This is a genomic window from Acidimicrobiales bacterium, assembly GCA_035536915.1.
Taxonomy (GTDB): Bacteria; Actinomycetota; Acidimicrobiia; order Acidimicrobiales; family JAHWLA01; genus JAHWLA01.
Genome location: DATLNE010000003.1, coordinates 24,559 through 37,817, shown reverse-complemented (window position 1 = coordinate 37,817; position 13,259 = coordinate 24,559). Strand labels below are relative to the sequence as shown.

Here is a 13,259-nt window from a genome sequence, read left to right as displayed (position 1 = left end):
TGTGTCGCAGCACGAATGGATCGACGACCAGGCCCGTTTCGAGGCCGTGGTCAACGAATTGCTCTCGGCCGAGCGCTACGCCCTCGACACCGAGTTCCACCGGGAGCGCACCTACTTCCCACAACTGGCGCTGTTGCAGATCGCCTGGGCCGACGGGCTGGTGCTCGTCGACCCCTTCGCCGTCGACTTGGCGCCGTTCGCCGAGGTCCTGCGCGGCGATGCCTTGGCCATCCTGCACGCGGCGGACCAAGACCTCGAAGTGCTCGACCAGGCATGTGGAGCCACGCCCCGGCGGCTGTTCGACACCCAGTTGGCCGCGGGCTTCTTGGGCATGTCGTCGCCCTCGTTGCTCACGCTGGTGGAGAAGCTGCTCGGCTTCCGCTTGCCCAAGGGCGACCGCCTGACCGACTGGACCCGTCGGCCGCTGACCGACGAGCAGCAGTCGTACGCGGCGTCCGATGTGCTCCACCTCATCGAGCTCTACGAGCGCATCTCGGCGGGGTTGGAGGAGCGGGGGCGCCTGGCCTGGGCCGAGGAGGAGTGCGAGTTGCTGCTGCGCCGGGCCCGGGGGCCGCAGGACCCGGCCATCGCGTGGTGGCGCATCAAGGAGAGCAGGCAGTTGCGGGGCAAGGCCCGGGGCGTGGCCCAGGAGCTGGCCGCCTGGCGGGAGCGTCGCGCCGCCGAGCTCGACGTGCCGCCTCGGTTCGTGCTGCCCGACATGGCGGTGGCGGGCATCGCCCACCGGCCGCCCCGGTCGCTGTCGGAGCTGGGCGGCGTGCGGGGGCTCGACGGCCGTCACGTCAAGGGCGAGCTGGGCCAGGAGATCATGGACGCGGTCAACCGGGGGCAGGCCTTGTCGGGCTCCGACGTACGGCTGCCTGCCACAGACGACCTCGACCGCCACCTGCGACCCGCCGTCACCCTGGTGTCGGCGTGGATCGGGCAACTGTCGAGCGAGCTCGACATCGACGCCACGTTGCTGGGCACGCGGGGCGACCTGCACTCGTTCCTGCGCGGCGACGAGGACGCCAAGCTGGCTACAGGCTGGCGCGACGAGTTGGTGGGCACGCCGGTGCGCCACCTGGTGGGCGGCCACGCCGCGCTGGCCTTCGACGGCCGGGGCGGGCTGGTGCTCGAAGCCCGGTCCTACACCCCGGTCGACAGCAGCAAGGCCCCCGAGGCGGGCACCGCGCCGTCGTAGAGGCGGGTGCCTACAGGGTCGACTCGACCCGGCGAGAGGGTCGAGGTGCTGGGTAGCCCTGGTCGACGACCCCCCGCTGCCACCACGGCGCGCTCAGGATTCGGACTTCTTCTTCGCCGTCTTCTTCTTCGCCACCGGACGATTCACCGACGCCCCCTTCGACGTGGGCACGGGGATTGTCATGCCCTCGGGAATTCGGCCGCCGCGGTAGCCGCCGACGGTCCCGACAGGAATGCGCGGTTTCATCTCTCGACCTCCATCGGAAATATCTCGATCATCCGGACGTCGTCCCATCGCCATGCGGCGGAGTCGAGTGTGGCGGTCAGGTGTGTCCTGCGACGCCCACAACGTGCCGAGGGTCCATCCGACGATCAGAGGGAGGCCGACGAGGACGACGGCCGCAGCCCACACCACGGCGAACTGGCCGGCCAGGAGTCGGTCGCCGGCCAACGTGCGCCACGCCAGGTACTCCAGCCAGCCGAGTACCAGGTGGAAGGCCAGCGAGGCGGTGAGGAAGCGCAGCATGCGGTCGACGGCGGCCAACCCGAAGGCGCCTGCTTGGCGTTCGAAGCTCCAGGTGTAGGTGGCACCGGGCACGATCGCCACCAGTGCCACCGCCACTGCCTCCACCCCGTCCGGCATAGCATGAGACTACATGAGAATTACTTGGGGCGGAGGTCGATTTTCAGCGTCAGGACCCCGTCGTCCAGGCTGGCCTGGGCGTCGCCGAGCATGGCGTAGTCCATGTAGTCGAGGCGGGCGGCCTCGATGAAACGCTTGCGGTCCTCGCCTTCCAGCGGCGGCACGCCACGGTTCCGCACCGCCTTGGCGCGGTCGCGGAAGCGCTGGATCATGGCATCGACGTCGAGCTCGTCGGGCATGGCGCCGACCCTAGCGCCGGGCTGTCACTGCACCCGTCGAGCCCCACTACACTGTCCGCTCGAAGACCGGAACCTCTGACACCCGGGGAGCTGCTCGTGAAGAAGGGTCGGCATCGCCGCTTCGAAGAGGCCCGCGCACTCAAGCAAGTGAGCTTGGGGGAGCGCCCGACCTCCTCCGAGCCGTGCCCCGAGTGCAACGCCGAGCCTGGCACCGACCACGCCTCGTGGTGCCTGGCCACCGACGACGAGGAGCTTGTCGAGGACGACGGCTGACGCCGCGTTTCATGGGGGGCGAGCGGGCACTGGCGGCGGCATGCGGCGCGCTCCTGGCGCTGTCGGTGATCGCGGCCGCCACCCACGCCGAGCCTCGATCGACCGCCCAGCCCACCGTCCCCGGCCCTGACCTGGCCGCCCTCGGGCTGGCCGAGGCGGCGACCACCACCTCGTCGACCACCACGACCGTGGCGCCGACCACCACGACGGCGCCGCCCCCGCCGACCACGGCCAAGCCCGCCCCGCCTCGCCCTCGCACCACAGCCTCGGCGCTCGGCGTGCCGCCCCTGAACCCCCCGGCCGTGCCCGCCGGGCTGGCGCCGTACCGGGGCATGGGCACGTGGGTCGACGTCTACGACTGGACCCGCACCTACACCGGCGGCAGGCCGGTGGTGGGCGTCGCCGACGTCGACCGCATGGCCGAGCGGGGCGTGCAGACGCTCTACATCCAGGCCTCGAAGTGGGACAGCACGACCGACGTCGTCGACCCCGACCTGCTCCAGCCCATGCTCGACCGGGCCAAGGCCCGTGGCATCAAGGTGGTGGCGTGGTACCTGCCCACCCTGGAGGACCTCCAGCGCGACCTCCAGCGCATGGTGGCCATCGCCGCCCTGCACAACGTCGACAGCCTCGGCGTCGACATCGAAGCCCGCAACGTGAAGGACGTCAACGAGCGCAACCGGCGCCTGGTCGAGCTCAGCGCCGCCCTGCGCAAGGCGCTGCCGGGCCGCACCATCTCGGCCATCGTGCTGCCGCCGGTCGTGCTCGACGTGGTCAACACCAGCTACTGGCCCAACTTTCCCTACCAGGCCATCGCGCCGCACTACGACGTGTGGATGACGATGGGCTACTGGACCAACCGCAAGCAGTCCTCCGGCTACCGCGACGCCTACCGCTACACCAAGGAGAACGTCGACCGGCTGCGAGCCCATCTGGGGGCCAATGTCCCCGTTCACCCCATTGGCGGCCTGGGCGCGGGCACCACGCCTGCCGACGTGGAGGCGTACCGCAAGGCGGCCATCGACACGGGGAGCCTGGGCGGCAGCCTGTACGACTGGCGCACCACGGCCGCCGACTCGTGGCCGGGCATGCAGGGCTTCCGCGGATAGGGACTTCTCAGGCAACGGTCGTTGCGTGACGATGGTGGAAGCACAGTCATGGCGCACGACCGAGTGGACGGCTACCTCCGGCTCCTGGCCGAGAAGGATGGCGGGACCGACCTGCACCTGAAGGTCGGCTCACCGCCGCGCCTACGGGTCAAGGGCACCCTCGACACCATCCCCGACGAGCCCGCCCTCGACAAGGCCACTATCGACGCCATGGCGGCGGGCGTGCTGACGTCGGGCGCCAAGGACCATTTCCTCGAGCACCGCGAGGCCGAGTGCACCTATTCGGTCCACGGGCTTGGCCGCTTCCGGGTGGCTGCCTACCTCCAGCGGGGCTCGATCGCCCTCATCCTGCGCCGGGTCACCATGGCCGCCCGCTCGTTCGCCGAGCTGGGCCTACCGCCTGAGCTGGGGGAGTTGGCCTCGGTCGAACGGGGCTTCGTGCTGGTGGCCGGGCCTGCAGGCGCGGGCGTGACCACCACCCTCGCCGCCATGGTCGACCACGTGAACCACACCCGGGCGTGCCACATCGTCACCGTGGAGGACCCCGTCGAGGTGCTGCACAAGGACGACCTGGCCGCCATCTCCCAGCGCCAAGTGGGCACCGACACCCCCGGCGTGGCCCTCGGCGTGCGCTCGGCGCTGCGCCAGGACCCCGACGTGGTGGTCATCGGCGACATTGACGGCCGTGACGTGGCCGACGCCGCGCTGGCCGCGTCGGAGGCGGGATGCCTGGTGATAGCGGGCGTGCGGGCGGGCGACGTGCCCAGCGCGGTGGCCGCCGTCGTCGGGCAGTACCCCGAGAACGACCAGCCTCACGCCCGCCTGGCCCTGGCCGGCGCGCTGGTGGGGGCGGTGTCGATCCGGCTCGTTCCCGCCAAGGCGGGGGCCGAACGGGTGCCTGCGGTCGAGCTGCTGCGGGTCACGCCCGCCGTACAGGCGGCCATCATGAACGACGAGCCCGTCGAACTGCGGGCCGCCATGGTGCAGACGCTCAACCAGGCGCTGGCCTCGCTGTTGGAGGCGGGCACGATCGACGAACGGGCGGCCCTGGCCGCAACCCCCGACTGGCCCGGCTTCGCGGCCGTCCTCGAATCCCGCGGCCTGATGTGATCCGTTCTGGAACCGAGATCGCCGCCCCACGGGCGCGATCTCGGTGCCAGAAGCGCTCGGCCTACAGGAAGGCGCGGGCGTGCGACAGGGCCAGCTCGGCCAGCGGGCCGTCGGCCTCCAGTCCCGGCGCTTCCGCCCGGGTGATGCGCTGCACCGCCAGTCGGCACCACTCGCCTGCGGGGCCGGTGACGCGGTCGGTGGCGTCGTCGGGTCCGAACGCCCACATGTCGCCTGACGGGCCGGTGACCTCCACCCGCAGCGTGCGGTCAGCAGGCGGCGTCACGTCGGCCACCCGGAACGCATACGGCAGGGCGTTGACGCAGATCCAGGCGATGTGGCGCAGCCGGTCGGTGTCGTCGGCCGCCGCACCCACGGCAGTGCGCACGTCGAGCCCGTGAGCCCAGTGCTCCATGAGCCGGGCGGTCACGAACGCCCGCCAACCCATGCCGAGCCCCCACGGCACCCGCCCCTTGCGGTCGAAGGCCGCCAGCTCGGTCCGGCACCGCGCCGCGGCGGTCCACCACCACTCCCGCACCTCGGGACCGCTCATCGTCCGGCCCCGCTCGCAGCCCGCCTCGGTGAAGGCCTCGCCGCTGCCGTAGCGGGCGGCCTCCACGTTCAACGACCGCGGGCCGTCGGTCATGGTGTCGACGGCGACCTCCTCGGTGTCGGCCAGGTGCGACACCGAGTCGCGCACGTCCCACCCTTCGGCAGGCGTGGGCAGGCGCCACTGCTCGTCGCTGAGCCCCAGGAGCACGTCGTAGAGCGCCTGCTGCTCGGCCTCGTAGTCGGCCAGGATGTCGTCGGGGGCCGCCGGGTTCATCGCTTCAGCGCCGGGTGGGGCAGGAACGTGGTGGTTCGTGTGGCCACGTACGACACGAACATGTCGTAGGCCGCCTCGCTGGTCAGCTCCACCAGCTCGTGGCGCATCTCGGCGTAGACCGGCACGGCGCCCACGAACGCCTCGGGCGACTCCGTGCACCACCAGTGGAACTCGTCGCCGCCTTCGCCCCAGTGCTTGCGGTCCCACTGGCGCACGGTGGAGGTGACATGGCCCGCGTCGTCAGTCGTGTCCTCCCGCCGCAACGGCACCTGCCAGCACACGTTGGGCTTCAGGTCGAGCGGCCGCTCGCCGCGATCGAGGGCAGCGCGGTGCAACGAGCAGCCGGCGCCGCCCGGGAAGCCGGGGCGGTTGAGCATGATGCAGGCGTCGTCGACCAGCCGCGACACCAGCTCGCCGTCGACCGTCTCGCGCCACACGCCACGCCGCCGCCCTTGCGCCCGGTACTGCCACTGCTCGGCGGTCAACGTGGCGGCCACCGCCTCGACCCGCTTCACGTCGTCCATGTCGGTGAAGTGGGCGCCGTAGGAACAGCACCCCTGCACCAGCTCGGGCGCCGGGCCGGTCAGCACCCCTTGGCACCCCCGTCCGAAGATGCAGGTCCACGGGCTGGCCAAAAAGGTCACGTCGAAGACCCAGGTGCGGTCCTCTTCTGGGTCCTCGAAGCTCACCCATTCGTGCGTCGTCATCGCCGTTCCCCCAACTCGTGCCACAGCTCGCCTGCGGCGAGGAGGCCTTTCCAGAACTGGTCCATCACCATGCGCTCGTTGGGAGCATGGATGCGGTCGTCGGGCAAGCCGACGCCGAGGAAGATCACCGGTGCGTCGAGCACCCGGCCCAGTGCCTCCTCGGGCCCGCTGCCGCCGCTGCGGGTGAACAAGGGCGGCTTGCCCCAGACCCGCTCGATGGTGCGGCAGAGGGCGCCGACGGCGGGATGGTCGACCGGCGTCAGAGCGGGACCGACGCCCGAGCCCTCGGGCCGCACGACCACTTCGACGCCCTCGGGGATGCGAGCCCGCAGCCATTGCTCGAAGGCCGCCATCACCTTGGCGGGCTGCTGGTCGGGCACCAGGCGGAAGCTCACCTTGAGGCGCCCGGTGGCGGCCACGATGGTCTTGATGCCCTCGCCTGCGTAGCCCGACGACAGGCCGACCACGTCGCACGTGGGCCGGGTCCATGTGCGCTCGAGCACCGAGCGGCCCGCCTCGCCTTCGGTCACCCGGATGCCGCCCTGGCGCTTCCACTCGTCCTCGTCGAAGGGGAGCGCCCGCAGCGACTCCTCTTCGGCCGCGGTCAACGGCCGCACGTCGTCGTAGAAGCCGGGCAGGGTGACGCGGCCGTCGTCGTCGTGCAGGGCCGTGACGATGCGGGCCAGCAGGTGGGCCGGGTTGAGCACGGCGCCGCCGAACAAGCCGGAGTGCAGGTCGATGTCCGCGGTGCGCACCTGCACATCGAAGGCCACAAGGCCCCGCATGCCCACGGTGGTGGACGGCACGTCGAGCGACCACATGCCGGTGTCGGAGACGACGGCCACGTCGCAGGCGAAGCGATCGCGCTCGGCCACCAGCAGTGGCTCGAAGTTGGGGCTGCCCACCTCTTCTTCGCCCTCGACGAGGAACTTGAGGTTGACGGGCAGGCGGCCCTCGAGTTGCAGCAGGCCTCGGGCCGCCTCGATCTCGTAGGCCATCTGGCCCTTGTCGTCGATGGCGCCCCGGGCCAGGCACTCGCCGTCGACGATCACCGGCTCGAACGGGGGAGAGCGCCATTCGTCGAGGGGGTCGACGGGCTGCACGTCGTGGTGCCCGTAGACGAGCACGGTGGGGGCGTCGGGGCCTGCGTGCAGCCAGTCGGCGTAGACGGCGGGGGCGCCCGGCGTCTCGATCACCTCGACGTGCTCCATGCCCGCCTCGCGCAGCATGGCCGCCATGAAGTCGGCCGACCGCCGCACGTCGGGCGCGTGCTCGGGTTGGGCGGAGATGGAGGGGATGCGGAGGAAGTCGAACAGGGTGTCGACGATCCGCTCCCGCTCGGCCTCCACGTAAGCGGCGAGGCGCAGGTCGGACATTGCCTCAGAGGGTAGGCCAGACTTGACGCTGTGCCGTCCGCACTGGTCGCCGACCTCGAAGCCGCGCTGGCGCCGGCGCGGGTGCGGGCCGAGCCGCTGGCCATGACGCTCTACGGCCGTGACGCGTCGGTGCTCGAAGGCACACCGGCCGCCGTGTGCTTCCCGGAGTCGACGGCCGAGGTGCAGGCGGCGGTGCGCATCGCCCGCGCCCACGGCCATCCGATCGTCCCCCGCGGCTCGGGCACCGGCTTGGCGGGCGGGGCCGTGCCGGTGGGCGATCCCGTGGTCATCGTGACCACCCGCATGAACCGCATCCTCGACTTCGACGTCGAGGACCGAATGGCGTGGGTGGAGCCCGGCGTCCTCAACCTCGACCTGTCACGCGCCGTCGCCCACCTTGGCCTGCACTTCGCCCCCGACCCGTCGAGCCAGCAGTCGTGCTCGGTCGGCGGCAACGTGGCCAACAACTCCGGCGGCCCGCACTGCTTGGCCTACGGCGTCACCAGCGCCCACGTCCTCGCCATCGAGGTGGTGCTGCCCGACGGTTCCCTGGCCATGCTCGGCGGCCTCGACCCCGACCCGCCCGGCTACGACCTACGCGGCCTGTTCGTCGGCAGCGAAGGCACCATGGGCATCGCCACCCGCATCGCCGTTCGCCTCACCCCGGTGCCGTCCACGGTGCGCACGCTGCTGGCCGACTTCACGTCGGTGGAGGACGCCGCCGCCGCGGTGAGCGGGATCATCGCCGCGGGCATCGTGCCTGCCGCACTGGAGATGATGGACGCCGAGATCACCAAAGCGGTCGAGGCCTACGTGCACGCAGGCTTCCCCCTCGACGCCGCCGCCATCCTCCTGGTCGAGGTCGACGGCCGGCCCGCGGGCACCGAAGCCGACGCCGCCGCGGTGGCCGATGTGTGCCGGGCCAACGGTGCCCGCACCATCCGGGTGGCCGCCGACCTGACCGAGCGCGCCCTGCTCTGGAAAGGCCGCAAGTCGGCCTTCGGCGCCATCGCCCGCATCGCCCCCAACTACTACCTGCACGACACCGTGGTGCCTCGCACCCGGCTGGTGGAGGTGATGAACAAGGTCTACGAGATCGGCGCCCGCCACCGCCTGGTGATGATGAACGTCTTCCACGCGGGCGACGGCAACCTCCACCCGCTCATCGTCTTCGACCGCCGGGAACCCGGGGCCATGGAACGGGTGCACGCCGCGGGGACGGAGATCCTCGAAGCGTGCATCGCCGTGGGCGGCGTGCTGTCGGGGGAACACGGCATCGGCTTGGAGAAACGCGACTACATGAGCCTGCTCTTCGGGCCCGACGACCTCGACGCCCAAGCCCGCGCCCGCGAGGTCTTCGACCCCGACGGCGTCTGCAACCCGGCCAAGGTGCTGCCCGCGGGCGCCCGGTGCGGCGACCTGCAACGGGTCCCGGAGGGCGCATGGATCTGACCGCCTTCGCCGCCGAGGTGGGCGCCGACGGCCCCGTCGTGCCCGTCGGGAGCCGCACCCAGTGGGACGTCGGCGGCGCGCCCGACCCCGACGCCCGGGAGGTCAAGGCGCCCTCAGGCATCGTCGCCTACGAGCCCGCCGAGATGACGGTGCGCGTGCGGGCGGGCACGACCATGGCAGAGCTCGACGCCGCGCTCACCGAGCACGGCCAGATGGTGCCGCTCGATCCCCGTTCCGCTGACGCCACCGTCGGCGGCGTGTTGGCAGTCGGGCAGTCGGGCCTGCGTCGCCTGCGGTACGGGCCGGTGCGCGACACCCTGCTCGAAGCCCGGTTCGTGACGGCCGACGGGCGGCTGGTGAAGGCGGGCGGTCCGGTGGTCAAGAACGTCAGCGGCTTCGACCTTTGCCGCCTGCTCGTCGGTTCGCTGGGAACCATCGGCGTGCTGGCCGAAGTGGTGCTGCGGGTGCAACCCACGCCCAAGGCATCGAAGTGGTACCGACGCGAGGGCCTGGTCGACCACCGCACGCTCCATCGCCCGTCCGCGGTGCTGTGGGACGGCGGCACCAGTTGGGTGCTGCTCGAAGGGCACCCGGTCGACATCGCCCTCGGATGGGACGAAGTCGAAGGACCACCGGCGCTGCCCCGCTACCGGCGCTCGCTGCGTCCGTCCAAGCTGCCCATGCTCACCGGCCGATTTGTCGCCGAGCTCGGCGTCGGCACCGTCCACCTGCACGACCCGCCACCGCTTGCCGCGCCCGACCGCCCCGACCTGCACGCCCGGGTGAAGGAACTGTTCGACCCCACGGGCCGGCTCAACCCGGGAAGGAGAGTGGCATGAAGCTGCGCCTCGACGATGCCGACCTCGCCTCGTGCGTGGCCTGCGGGCTGTGCCTGCCGCACTGCCCGACCTACCGCGTCACCGGCGACGAGTCGGCATCGCCCCGCGGCCGGATCGGCGCCATGCGAGCGGTGCAGTGGGACGGCGCCGCGCCGGGCGCCGAGTTCGAGACGTATATGGACTTGTGCGTGCAGTGCCGGGGCTGCGAAGTGGCCTGCCCGTCGTCGGTGCCGTTCGGCAGGCTCATGGAAGGTGCTCGTGAGGCCGTCGGCCAGCCGTGGTGGCGGCGTGTGGCGTACGCCGTGCTGGGCTACCACCGGCTCCTCCTGGCCCTGAGCACGGCACTGGCCGTGGCCCAACGGTTCGGCCTGGTGCCTCGTCGCTTCGGCCTGCCCCGGCTCCCGCTCCGTCGGCCCGTGCTGGAATCCAGCGGCACCGACGTGTGGCTCTTTACCGGCTGCGTCATGGACGCCTGGATGCGCGACACCCACGCCGCGGTCAAGCGGGTGCTGGAGGCTGCGGGCGCGGGCGTCGCCGTCTCCGAGGCCGCCTGTTGCGGCGCCTTGCACGTGCACGCGGGCCTCAAGGCCGACGCCCGGCGCCTGGCCGAACGCACCATGGCGGCCATGCCCGGCGAGGCCCCGATCCTCGTCGACTCGGCGGGCTGCGGCGCCGCCCTGAAGGACTACGGGCACCTGCTGGGCAGCAAGGCGGCGCGGGAGTTCTCCGCTCGGGTGCTCGACGTGCACGAGTGGCTGGCACCTCGCGTCGACAAGCTGCCCACAGGCCACTTCCGCCGGCGGGTGGCCGTGCAGGACCCGTGCCACTTGCGCCATGTGCAGGGCGCCCACGACGCGGTGCGCATGGTGCTCGGCCTCTACGCCGAGCTGGCCGAGCTCGACGACGACGGCTTGTGCTGCGGCGCGGGCGGCGCCTACGCCGCGCAGCACGCGGAGATGGCGGGCGCCATCCGCGATCGCAAGGTGGCCGCCGTGCAGCGCACCGGCGCTCCCGTGGTGGCCTCGGCCAACCCCGGGTGTGCCATGCACCTGGCCGCCGCAGGCCTTACCGTCAGGCACCCGTTGGAGATCGTGGACGAGGTGCTGCGCAATGGCCGGTGAGTTCGACGAGATACGAGGTCGGTTGGAAGGCATCGCCGAGGAGTTGGCCGATTTGGCCATCGCCCGGCTGCGGGAGTCGATCGACGCAGGGGGCAACGAGTTGCCCGTCGACGAGAAGCGCCTGACGCGCGCTCGTCGAGCCGTCGAGAAGGCGGCCGCCATCCTGCGCGAGCCTGATTCGCATGACGAGTTGGGCTGACGTCGAGGCGGCTGCCCCCGAGCTCGCCGCCTTGGTGCGAGCGCGGTTCGAGGCCACCGGCCTCGCCTTCCTGGCCACCTTGCGCACGGACGGCTCGCCGCGCATCACCGGCGTCGAGCCCACCTTCGAGGACGGCGAGCTGGTGCTGGGCATGATGGCGGGCTCGCGCAAGGGAGCAGACCTCCGGCGCGACCCGCGGCTGGCGTTGCACGCAGCGAGCGTCGACAAAGAGGTCAAAGACGGTGACGCCAAGGTCGCCGGGCGAGCGGTGCTGGTGAACGACGATCCCCACGACCGGTGGCACGTCGACATCACCGAGGTGTCATTGCTGCGCCCCGGCGAGCCGCTCGACCACCTGGTCATCCAGTGGTGGCGGCCCGGCGAGGATGTCACCACGCGCAAGCGGTACTAGCGGCGGCCGCGGCACGGTGCGCAGGCGCGAGGCGGGGGCCTTGTGCCCACTGCCCAGCACCAGGTGGCTGGTCACCGCCGCGGTGAGGAAGATCGAGCCCGACACACCCAGGGCGAAGCGCAGCCCGAGTTGGCTGCCCAGCCAGCCGGCCACCGAGACGCCGCCCAGGTAGGCGAGGTCGAGCACCATCTCCGAGGCCGCCATGGTGCGGCCCCGCAAGCTGTCGGGCGTGCGTTGCTGGAGCAGCGACTGGTAGGCGACGGTGCCGATGGCATTGCCGGAACCGGCCAGCAGCCACAGGCACAGCAGCGACGACAGCACGTGCACCTGCGACGCCCCCAGCACGGCGATGCCCACCACGCAGATGCTGACGGTGAGCAGCCGTTCGCGCGACCAGGCCCGAGCGGCGGCGGGCGCGGCCGACGAGCCCAGCAGCATGCCCAGGCCCCAGATGGCCGCAGGCAGTCCCAAGGTGGCGATGTCGGCGTCGAGCACCCGCAGCAGGAACAGCGGTTCCAGCGGGCCACGGATGGCGGCGGCGAACATGACCAAGCCGGTGACGAGCAGCACGCCGCGCACGGTCGGCGTGGAGCGCACGTACCGGAACCCCTCGCGCAGGTCTTCGATTGGCGACGAACTGGGCGCAGTGGTGCGGTGGTCGGGCAGGCGCATCGAGGCGACCAGCACCCCCGACACCACGAACGACAGCGCGTTCACGGCGAAGGCGGTGCCGAGCCCGACGTGGGCCACCAGCAGCGCGCCCACCACCGGGCCGACCATGACCGCCAACTGGAAGGTGACCGACACCAACGCGTTGGCTGCCACCAGGCGATGGGGCGGCACCACGTTGGGGATCGAGGCTTGCAGGCTCGGCTGGAAGAGGGCGGCGAACAGTCCGAGGCAGGCCGCCACCGCGTAGAGGTGCCCCAGCCGCGGTGTGTCGGTGAGCAACAGCGATGCCACCGCGCCCGCTCGCACCAAGTCGGCCACGATCATCAACTGCTTACGGTGCAGGCGGTCGACCAACGGCCCGCCGAAGGCGCCCGCCACCGCCCGGGGTGCAGCCTGCATGACGACGAGCACAGCGAGCGTGCCCGCCCCGGCGTCCTGCTTGGCCAGGCTGGCGACGACACCGAGCGAGTAGACCCAGTCGCCCTGGTTCGACACGGCCTGGGCCAGCCACAGCCGCATGAAGTTGCGCTCGTGCACCAGCTCGCTGAACTGCCCGCTCCCTGACGGCAGCAGCCGCGACCCGCTGATGCGGTGGAGCCCGACGAAGGCCCCCAGCACGATGAGCAGGTCGCCCAGGCTGAACACGTTGTGGATGGGTAGCCAGTCGGGCACGGCGAACACGTCGCCCAGGAACAGCAGGTGGGCGCCTTCCACCGCCCGGGAGTTCACGAAGTGGTCGGGCGAGGGGACCAACCCGGCGGCATTGAAGGCGTCGACCGAGCCGGGCATGACGCCGCCGTTGGCGGCGATGGCCGCGGCGTTGCAGGCGGCCCCGATGGCTACCAGCCACAGGCCGGGCACCTTGCGGTTGAGGGCCAGGAAGGCAAGGCCGAGCGCGTAGGAGCCGCCGTAGAGCAGCGGGTCGAACCACTCGGGCTCGTGGCGCCACAGCTTGAAGATGGCGAACTGCACGCCGAAGGCGGCGAAGAGGAGCTCGGGGTGGCGGAAGCGCAGGCCTGCGAACTCCAGTAGGCGTCCACCGGCCAACGGCACCGTCAAGATGCACACGGCCATGACCCCGAAG

15 protein-coding genes are annotated in these 13,259 nt (G+C 71.6%); 9 read left to right on the top strand and 6 right to left on the bottom strand.

Annotation, left to right across the window (positions count from 1 at the left end; all coding sequences use genetic code 11):
- The first annotated feature begins 1 nt into the window (after position 1).
- The gene (locus VM938_00995; GenBank protein HVF73595.1) at positions 2–1,201 is read left to right on the top strand and encodes an HRDC domain-containing protein; all 1,200 of its coding nucleotides are present in this window, start codon (positions 2–4) and stop codon (positions 1,199–1,201) included.
- A gap of 93 nt (positions 1,202–1,294) precedes the next feature.
- Here VM938_00995 and VM938_00990 read toward each other — a convergent pair whose 3' ends face one another.
- Entirely contained in the window at positions 1,295–1,843 is a 549-nt protein-coding gene (locus tag VM938_00990) for a DUF6338 family protein (GenBank protein ID HVF73594.1), read from the bottom strand.
- A 20-nt stretch (positions 1,844–1,863) separates the two neighbouring features.
- Complete coding sequence (locus VM938_00985; protein ID HVF73593.1) at positions 1,864–2,082, bottom strand: hypothetical protein; 219 nt, start codon at positions 2,080–2,082, stop codon at positions 1,864–1,866.
- A 96-nt stretch (positions 2,083–2,178) separates the two neighbouring features.
- On the opposite strand from VM938_00985, the gene VM938_00980 reads away from it, so the two are divergent.
- Genes VM938_00980 through VM938_00970 form a run of 3 tightly spaced genes read left to right on the top strand, consistent with a single transcriptional unit; the run spans position 2,179 to position 4,574 of the window.
- The gene (locus tag VM938_00980; protein HVF73592.1) at positions 2,179–2,355 is read left to right on the top strand and encodes a hypothetical protein; all 177 of its coding nucleotides are present in this window, start codon (positions 2,179–2,181) and stop codon (positions 2,353–2,355) included.
- Positions 2,356–2,366: 11 nt separating this feature from the next.
- A complete protein-coding gene (locus VM938_00975; GenBank protein ID HVF73591.1) occupies positions 2,367–3,464 on the top strand; it encodes a hypothetical protein in 1,098 nt (365 codons plus the stop codon).
- Between the two features lie 48 nt (positions 3,465–3,512).
- A complete protein-coding gene (locus VM938_00970) occupies positions 3,513–4,574 on the top strand; it encodes an ATPase, T2SS/T4P/T4SS family (GenBank protein ID HVF73590.1) in 1,062 nt (353 codons plus the stop codon).
- Between the two features lie 61 nt (positions 4,575–4,635).
- Here VM938_00970 and VM938_00965 read toward each other — a convergent pair whose 3' ends face one another.
- Genes VM938_00965 through VM938_00955 form a run of 3 tightly spaced genes read right to left on the bottom strand, consistent with a single transcriptional unit; the run spans position 4,636 to position 7,480 of the window.
- The gene (locus VM938_00965) at positions 4,636–5,397 is read right to left on the bottom strand and encodes a maleylpyruvate isomerase family mycothiol-dependent enzyme (GenBank protein HVF73589.1); all 762 of its coding nucleotides are present in this window, start codon (positions 5,395–5,397) and stop codon (positions 4,636–4,638) included.
- The gene (locus VM938_00960) at positions 5,394–6,104 is read right to left on the bottom strand and encodes a hypothetical protein (protein HVF73588.1); all 711 of its coding nucleotides are present in this window, start codon (positions 6,102–6,104) and stop codon (positions 5,394–5,396) included. The genes VM938_00965 and VM938_00960 overlap by 4 nt, the downstream gene beginning before the upstream one ends.
- Positions 6,101–7,480 (bottom strand): dipeptidase, encoded by a 1,380-nt coding sequence (locus VM938_00955; GenBank protein ID HVF73587.1) that lies wholly within the window; start codon positions 7,478–7,480, stop codon positions 6,101–6,103. The genes VM938_00960 and VM938_00955 overlap by 4 nt, the downstream gene beginning before the upstream one ends.
- 30 nt (positions 7,481–7,510) lie before the next feature.
- Between VM938_00955 and VM938_00950 the strand changes: the two genes are divergently transcribed.
- From VM938_00950 to VM938_00930, 5 genes are read left to right on the top strand one after another with little or no spacing between them, the layout of a single operon-like run.
- The gene (locus tag VM938_00950; protein HVF73586.1) at positions 7,511–8,932 is read left to right on the top strand and encodes an FAD-linked oxidase C-terminal domain-containing protein; all 1,422 of its coding nucleotides are present in this window, start codon (positions 7,511–7,513) and stop codon (positions 8,930–8,932) included.
- Positions 8,923–9,771: an FAD-binding protein gene (locus VM938_00945; GenBank protein ID HVF73585.1), complete on the top strand. Its 849-nt coding sequence runs from the start codon at positions 8,923–8,925 to the stop codon at positions 9,769–9,771. The genes VM938_00950 and VM938_00945 overlap by 10 nt, the downstream gene beginning before the upstream one ends.
- Positions 9,768–10,892 carry a heterodisulfide reductase-related iron-sulfur binding cluster gene (locus VM938_00940; GenBank protein ID HVF73584.1) on the top strand — a complete coding sequence of 375 codons (1,125 nt, stop codon included), beginning with the start codon at positions 9,768–9,770 and terminating at the stop codon, positions 10,890–10,892. Before VM938_00945 ends, VM938_00940 begins: the two co-directional genes overlap by 4 nt.
- Positions 10,882–11,091, top strand: coding sequence for a hypothetical protein (locus VM938_00935; protein ID HVF73583.1), 210 nt, complete (start codon positions 10,882–10,884; stop codon positions 11,089–11,091). Before VM938_00940 ends, VM938_00935 begins: the two co-directional genes overlap by 11 nt.
- Entirely contained in the window at positions 11,075–11,503 is a 429-nt protein-coding gene (locus tag VM938_00930) for a pyridoxamine 5'-phosphate oxidase family protein (GenBank protein ID HVF73582.1), read from the top strand. Before VM938_00935 ends, VM938_00930 begins: the two co-directional genes overlap by 17 nt.
- Here VM938_00930 and VM938_00925 read toward each other — a convergent pair.
- A complete protein-coding gene (locus VM938_00925) occupies positions 11,414–13,249 on the bottom strand; it encodes an MFS transporter (GenBank protein HVF73581.1) in 1,836 nt (611 codons plus the stop codon). The genes VM938_00930 and VM938_00925 overlap by 90 nt on opposite strands.
- Positions 13,250–13,259: the final 10 nt, after the last annotated feature.

Coding starts and splice junctions, on each gene's coding strand:
- VM938_00965 (HVF73589.1), bottom strand. CDS start 5,397: ATGAACCCGGCGGCCCCCGACGACATCCTGGCCGACTACGAGGCCGAG.
- VM938_00925 (HVF73581.1), bottom strand. CDS start 13,249: ATGGCCGTGTGCATCTTGACGGTGCCGTTGGCCGGTGGACGCCTACTG.
- VM938_00940 (HVF73584.1), top strand. CDS start 9,768: ATGAAGCTGCGCCTCGACGATGCCGACCTCGCCTCGTGCGTGGCCTGC.
- VM938_00970 (HVF73590.1), top strand. CDS start 3,513: ATGGCGCACGACCGAGTGGACGGCTACCTCCGGCTCCTGGCCGAGAAG.
- VM938_00930 (HVF73582.1), top strand. CDS start 11,075: ATGACGAGTTGGGCTGACGTCGAGGCGGCTGCCCCCGAGCTCGCCGCC.
- VM938_00975 (HVF73591.1), top strand. CDS start 2,367: ATGGGGGGCGAGCGGGCACTGGCGGCGGCATGCGGCGCGCTCCTGGCG.
- VM938_00935 (HVF73583.1), top strand. CDS start 10,882: ATGGCCGGTGAGTTCGACGAGATACGAGGTCGGTTGGAAGGCATCGCC.
- VM938_00945 (HVF73585.1), top strand. CDS start 8,923: ATGGATCTGACCGCCTTCGCCGCCGAGGTGGGCGCCGACGGCCCCGTC.
- VM938_00960 (HVF73588.1), bottom strand. CDS start 6,104: ATGACGACGCACGAATGGGTGAGCTTCGAGGACCCAGAAGAGGACCGC.
- VM938_00985 (HVF73593.1), bottom strand. CDS start 2,082: ATGCCCGACGAGCTCGACGTCGATGCCATGATCCAGCGCTTCCGCGAC.
- VM938_00955 (HVF73587.1), bottom strand. CDS start 7,480: ATGTCCGACCTGCGCCTCGCCGCTTACGTGGAGGCCGAGCGGGAGCGG.
- VM938_00990 (HVF73594.1), bottom strand. CDS start 1,843: ATGCCGGACGGGGTGGAGGCAGTGGCGGTGGCACTGGTGGCGATCGTG.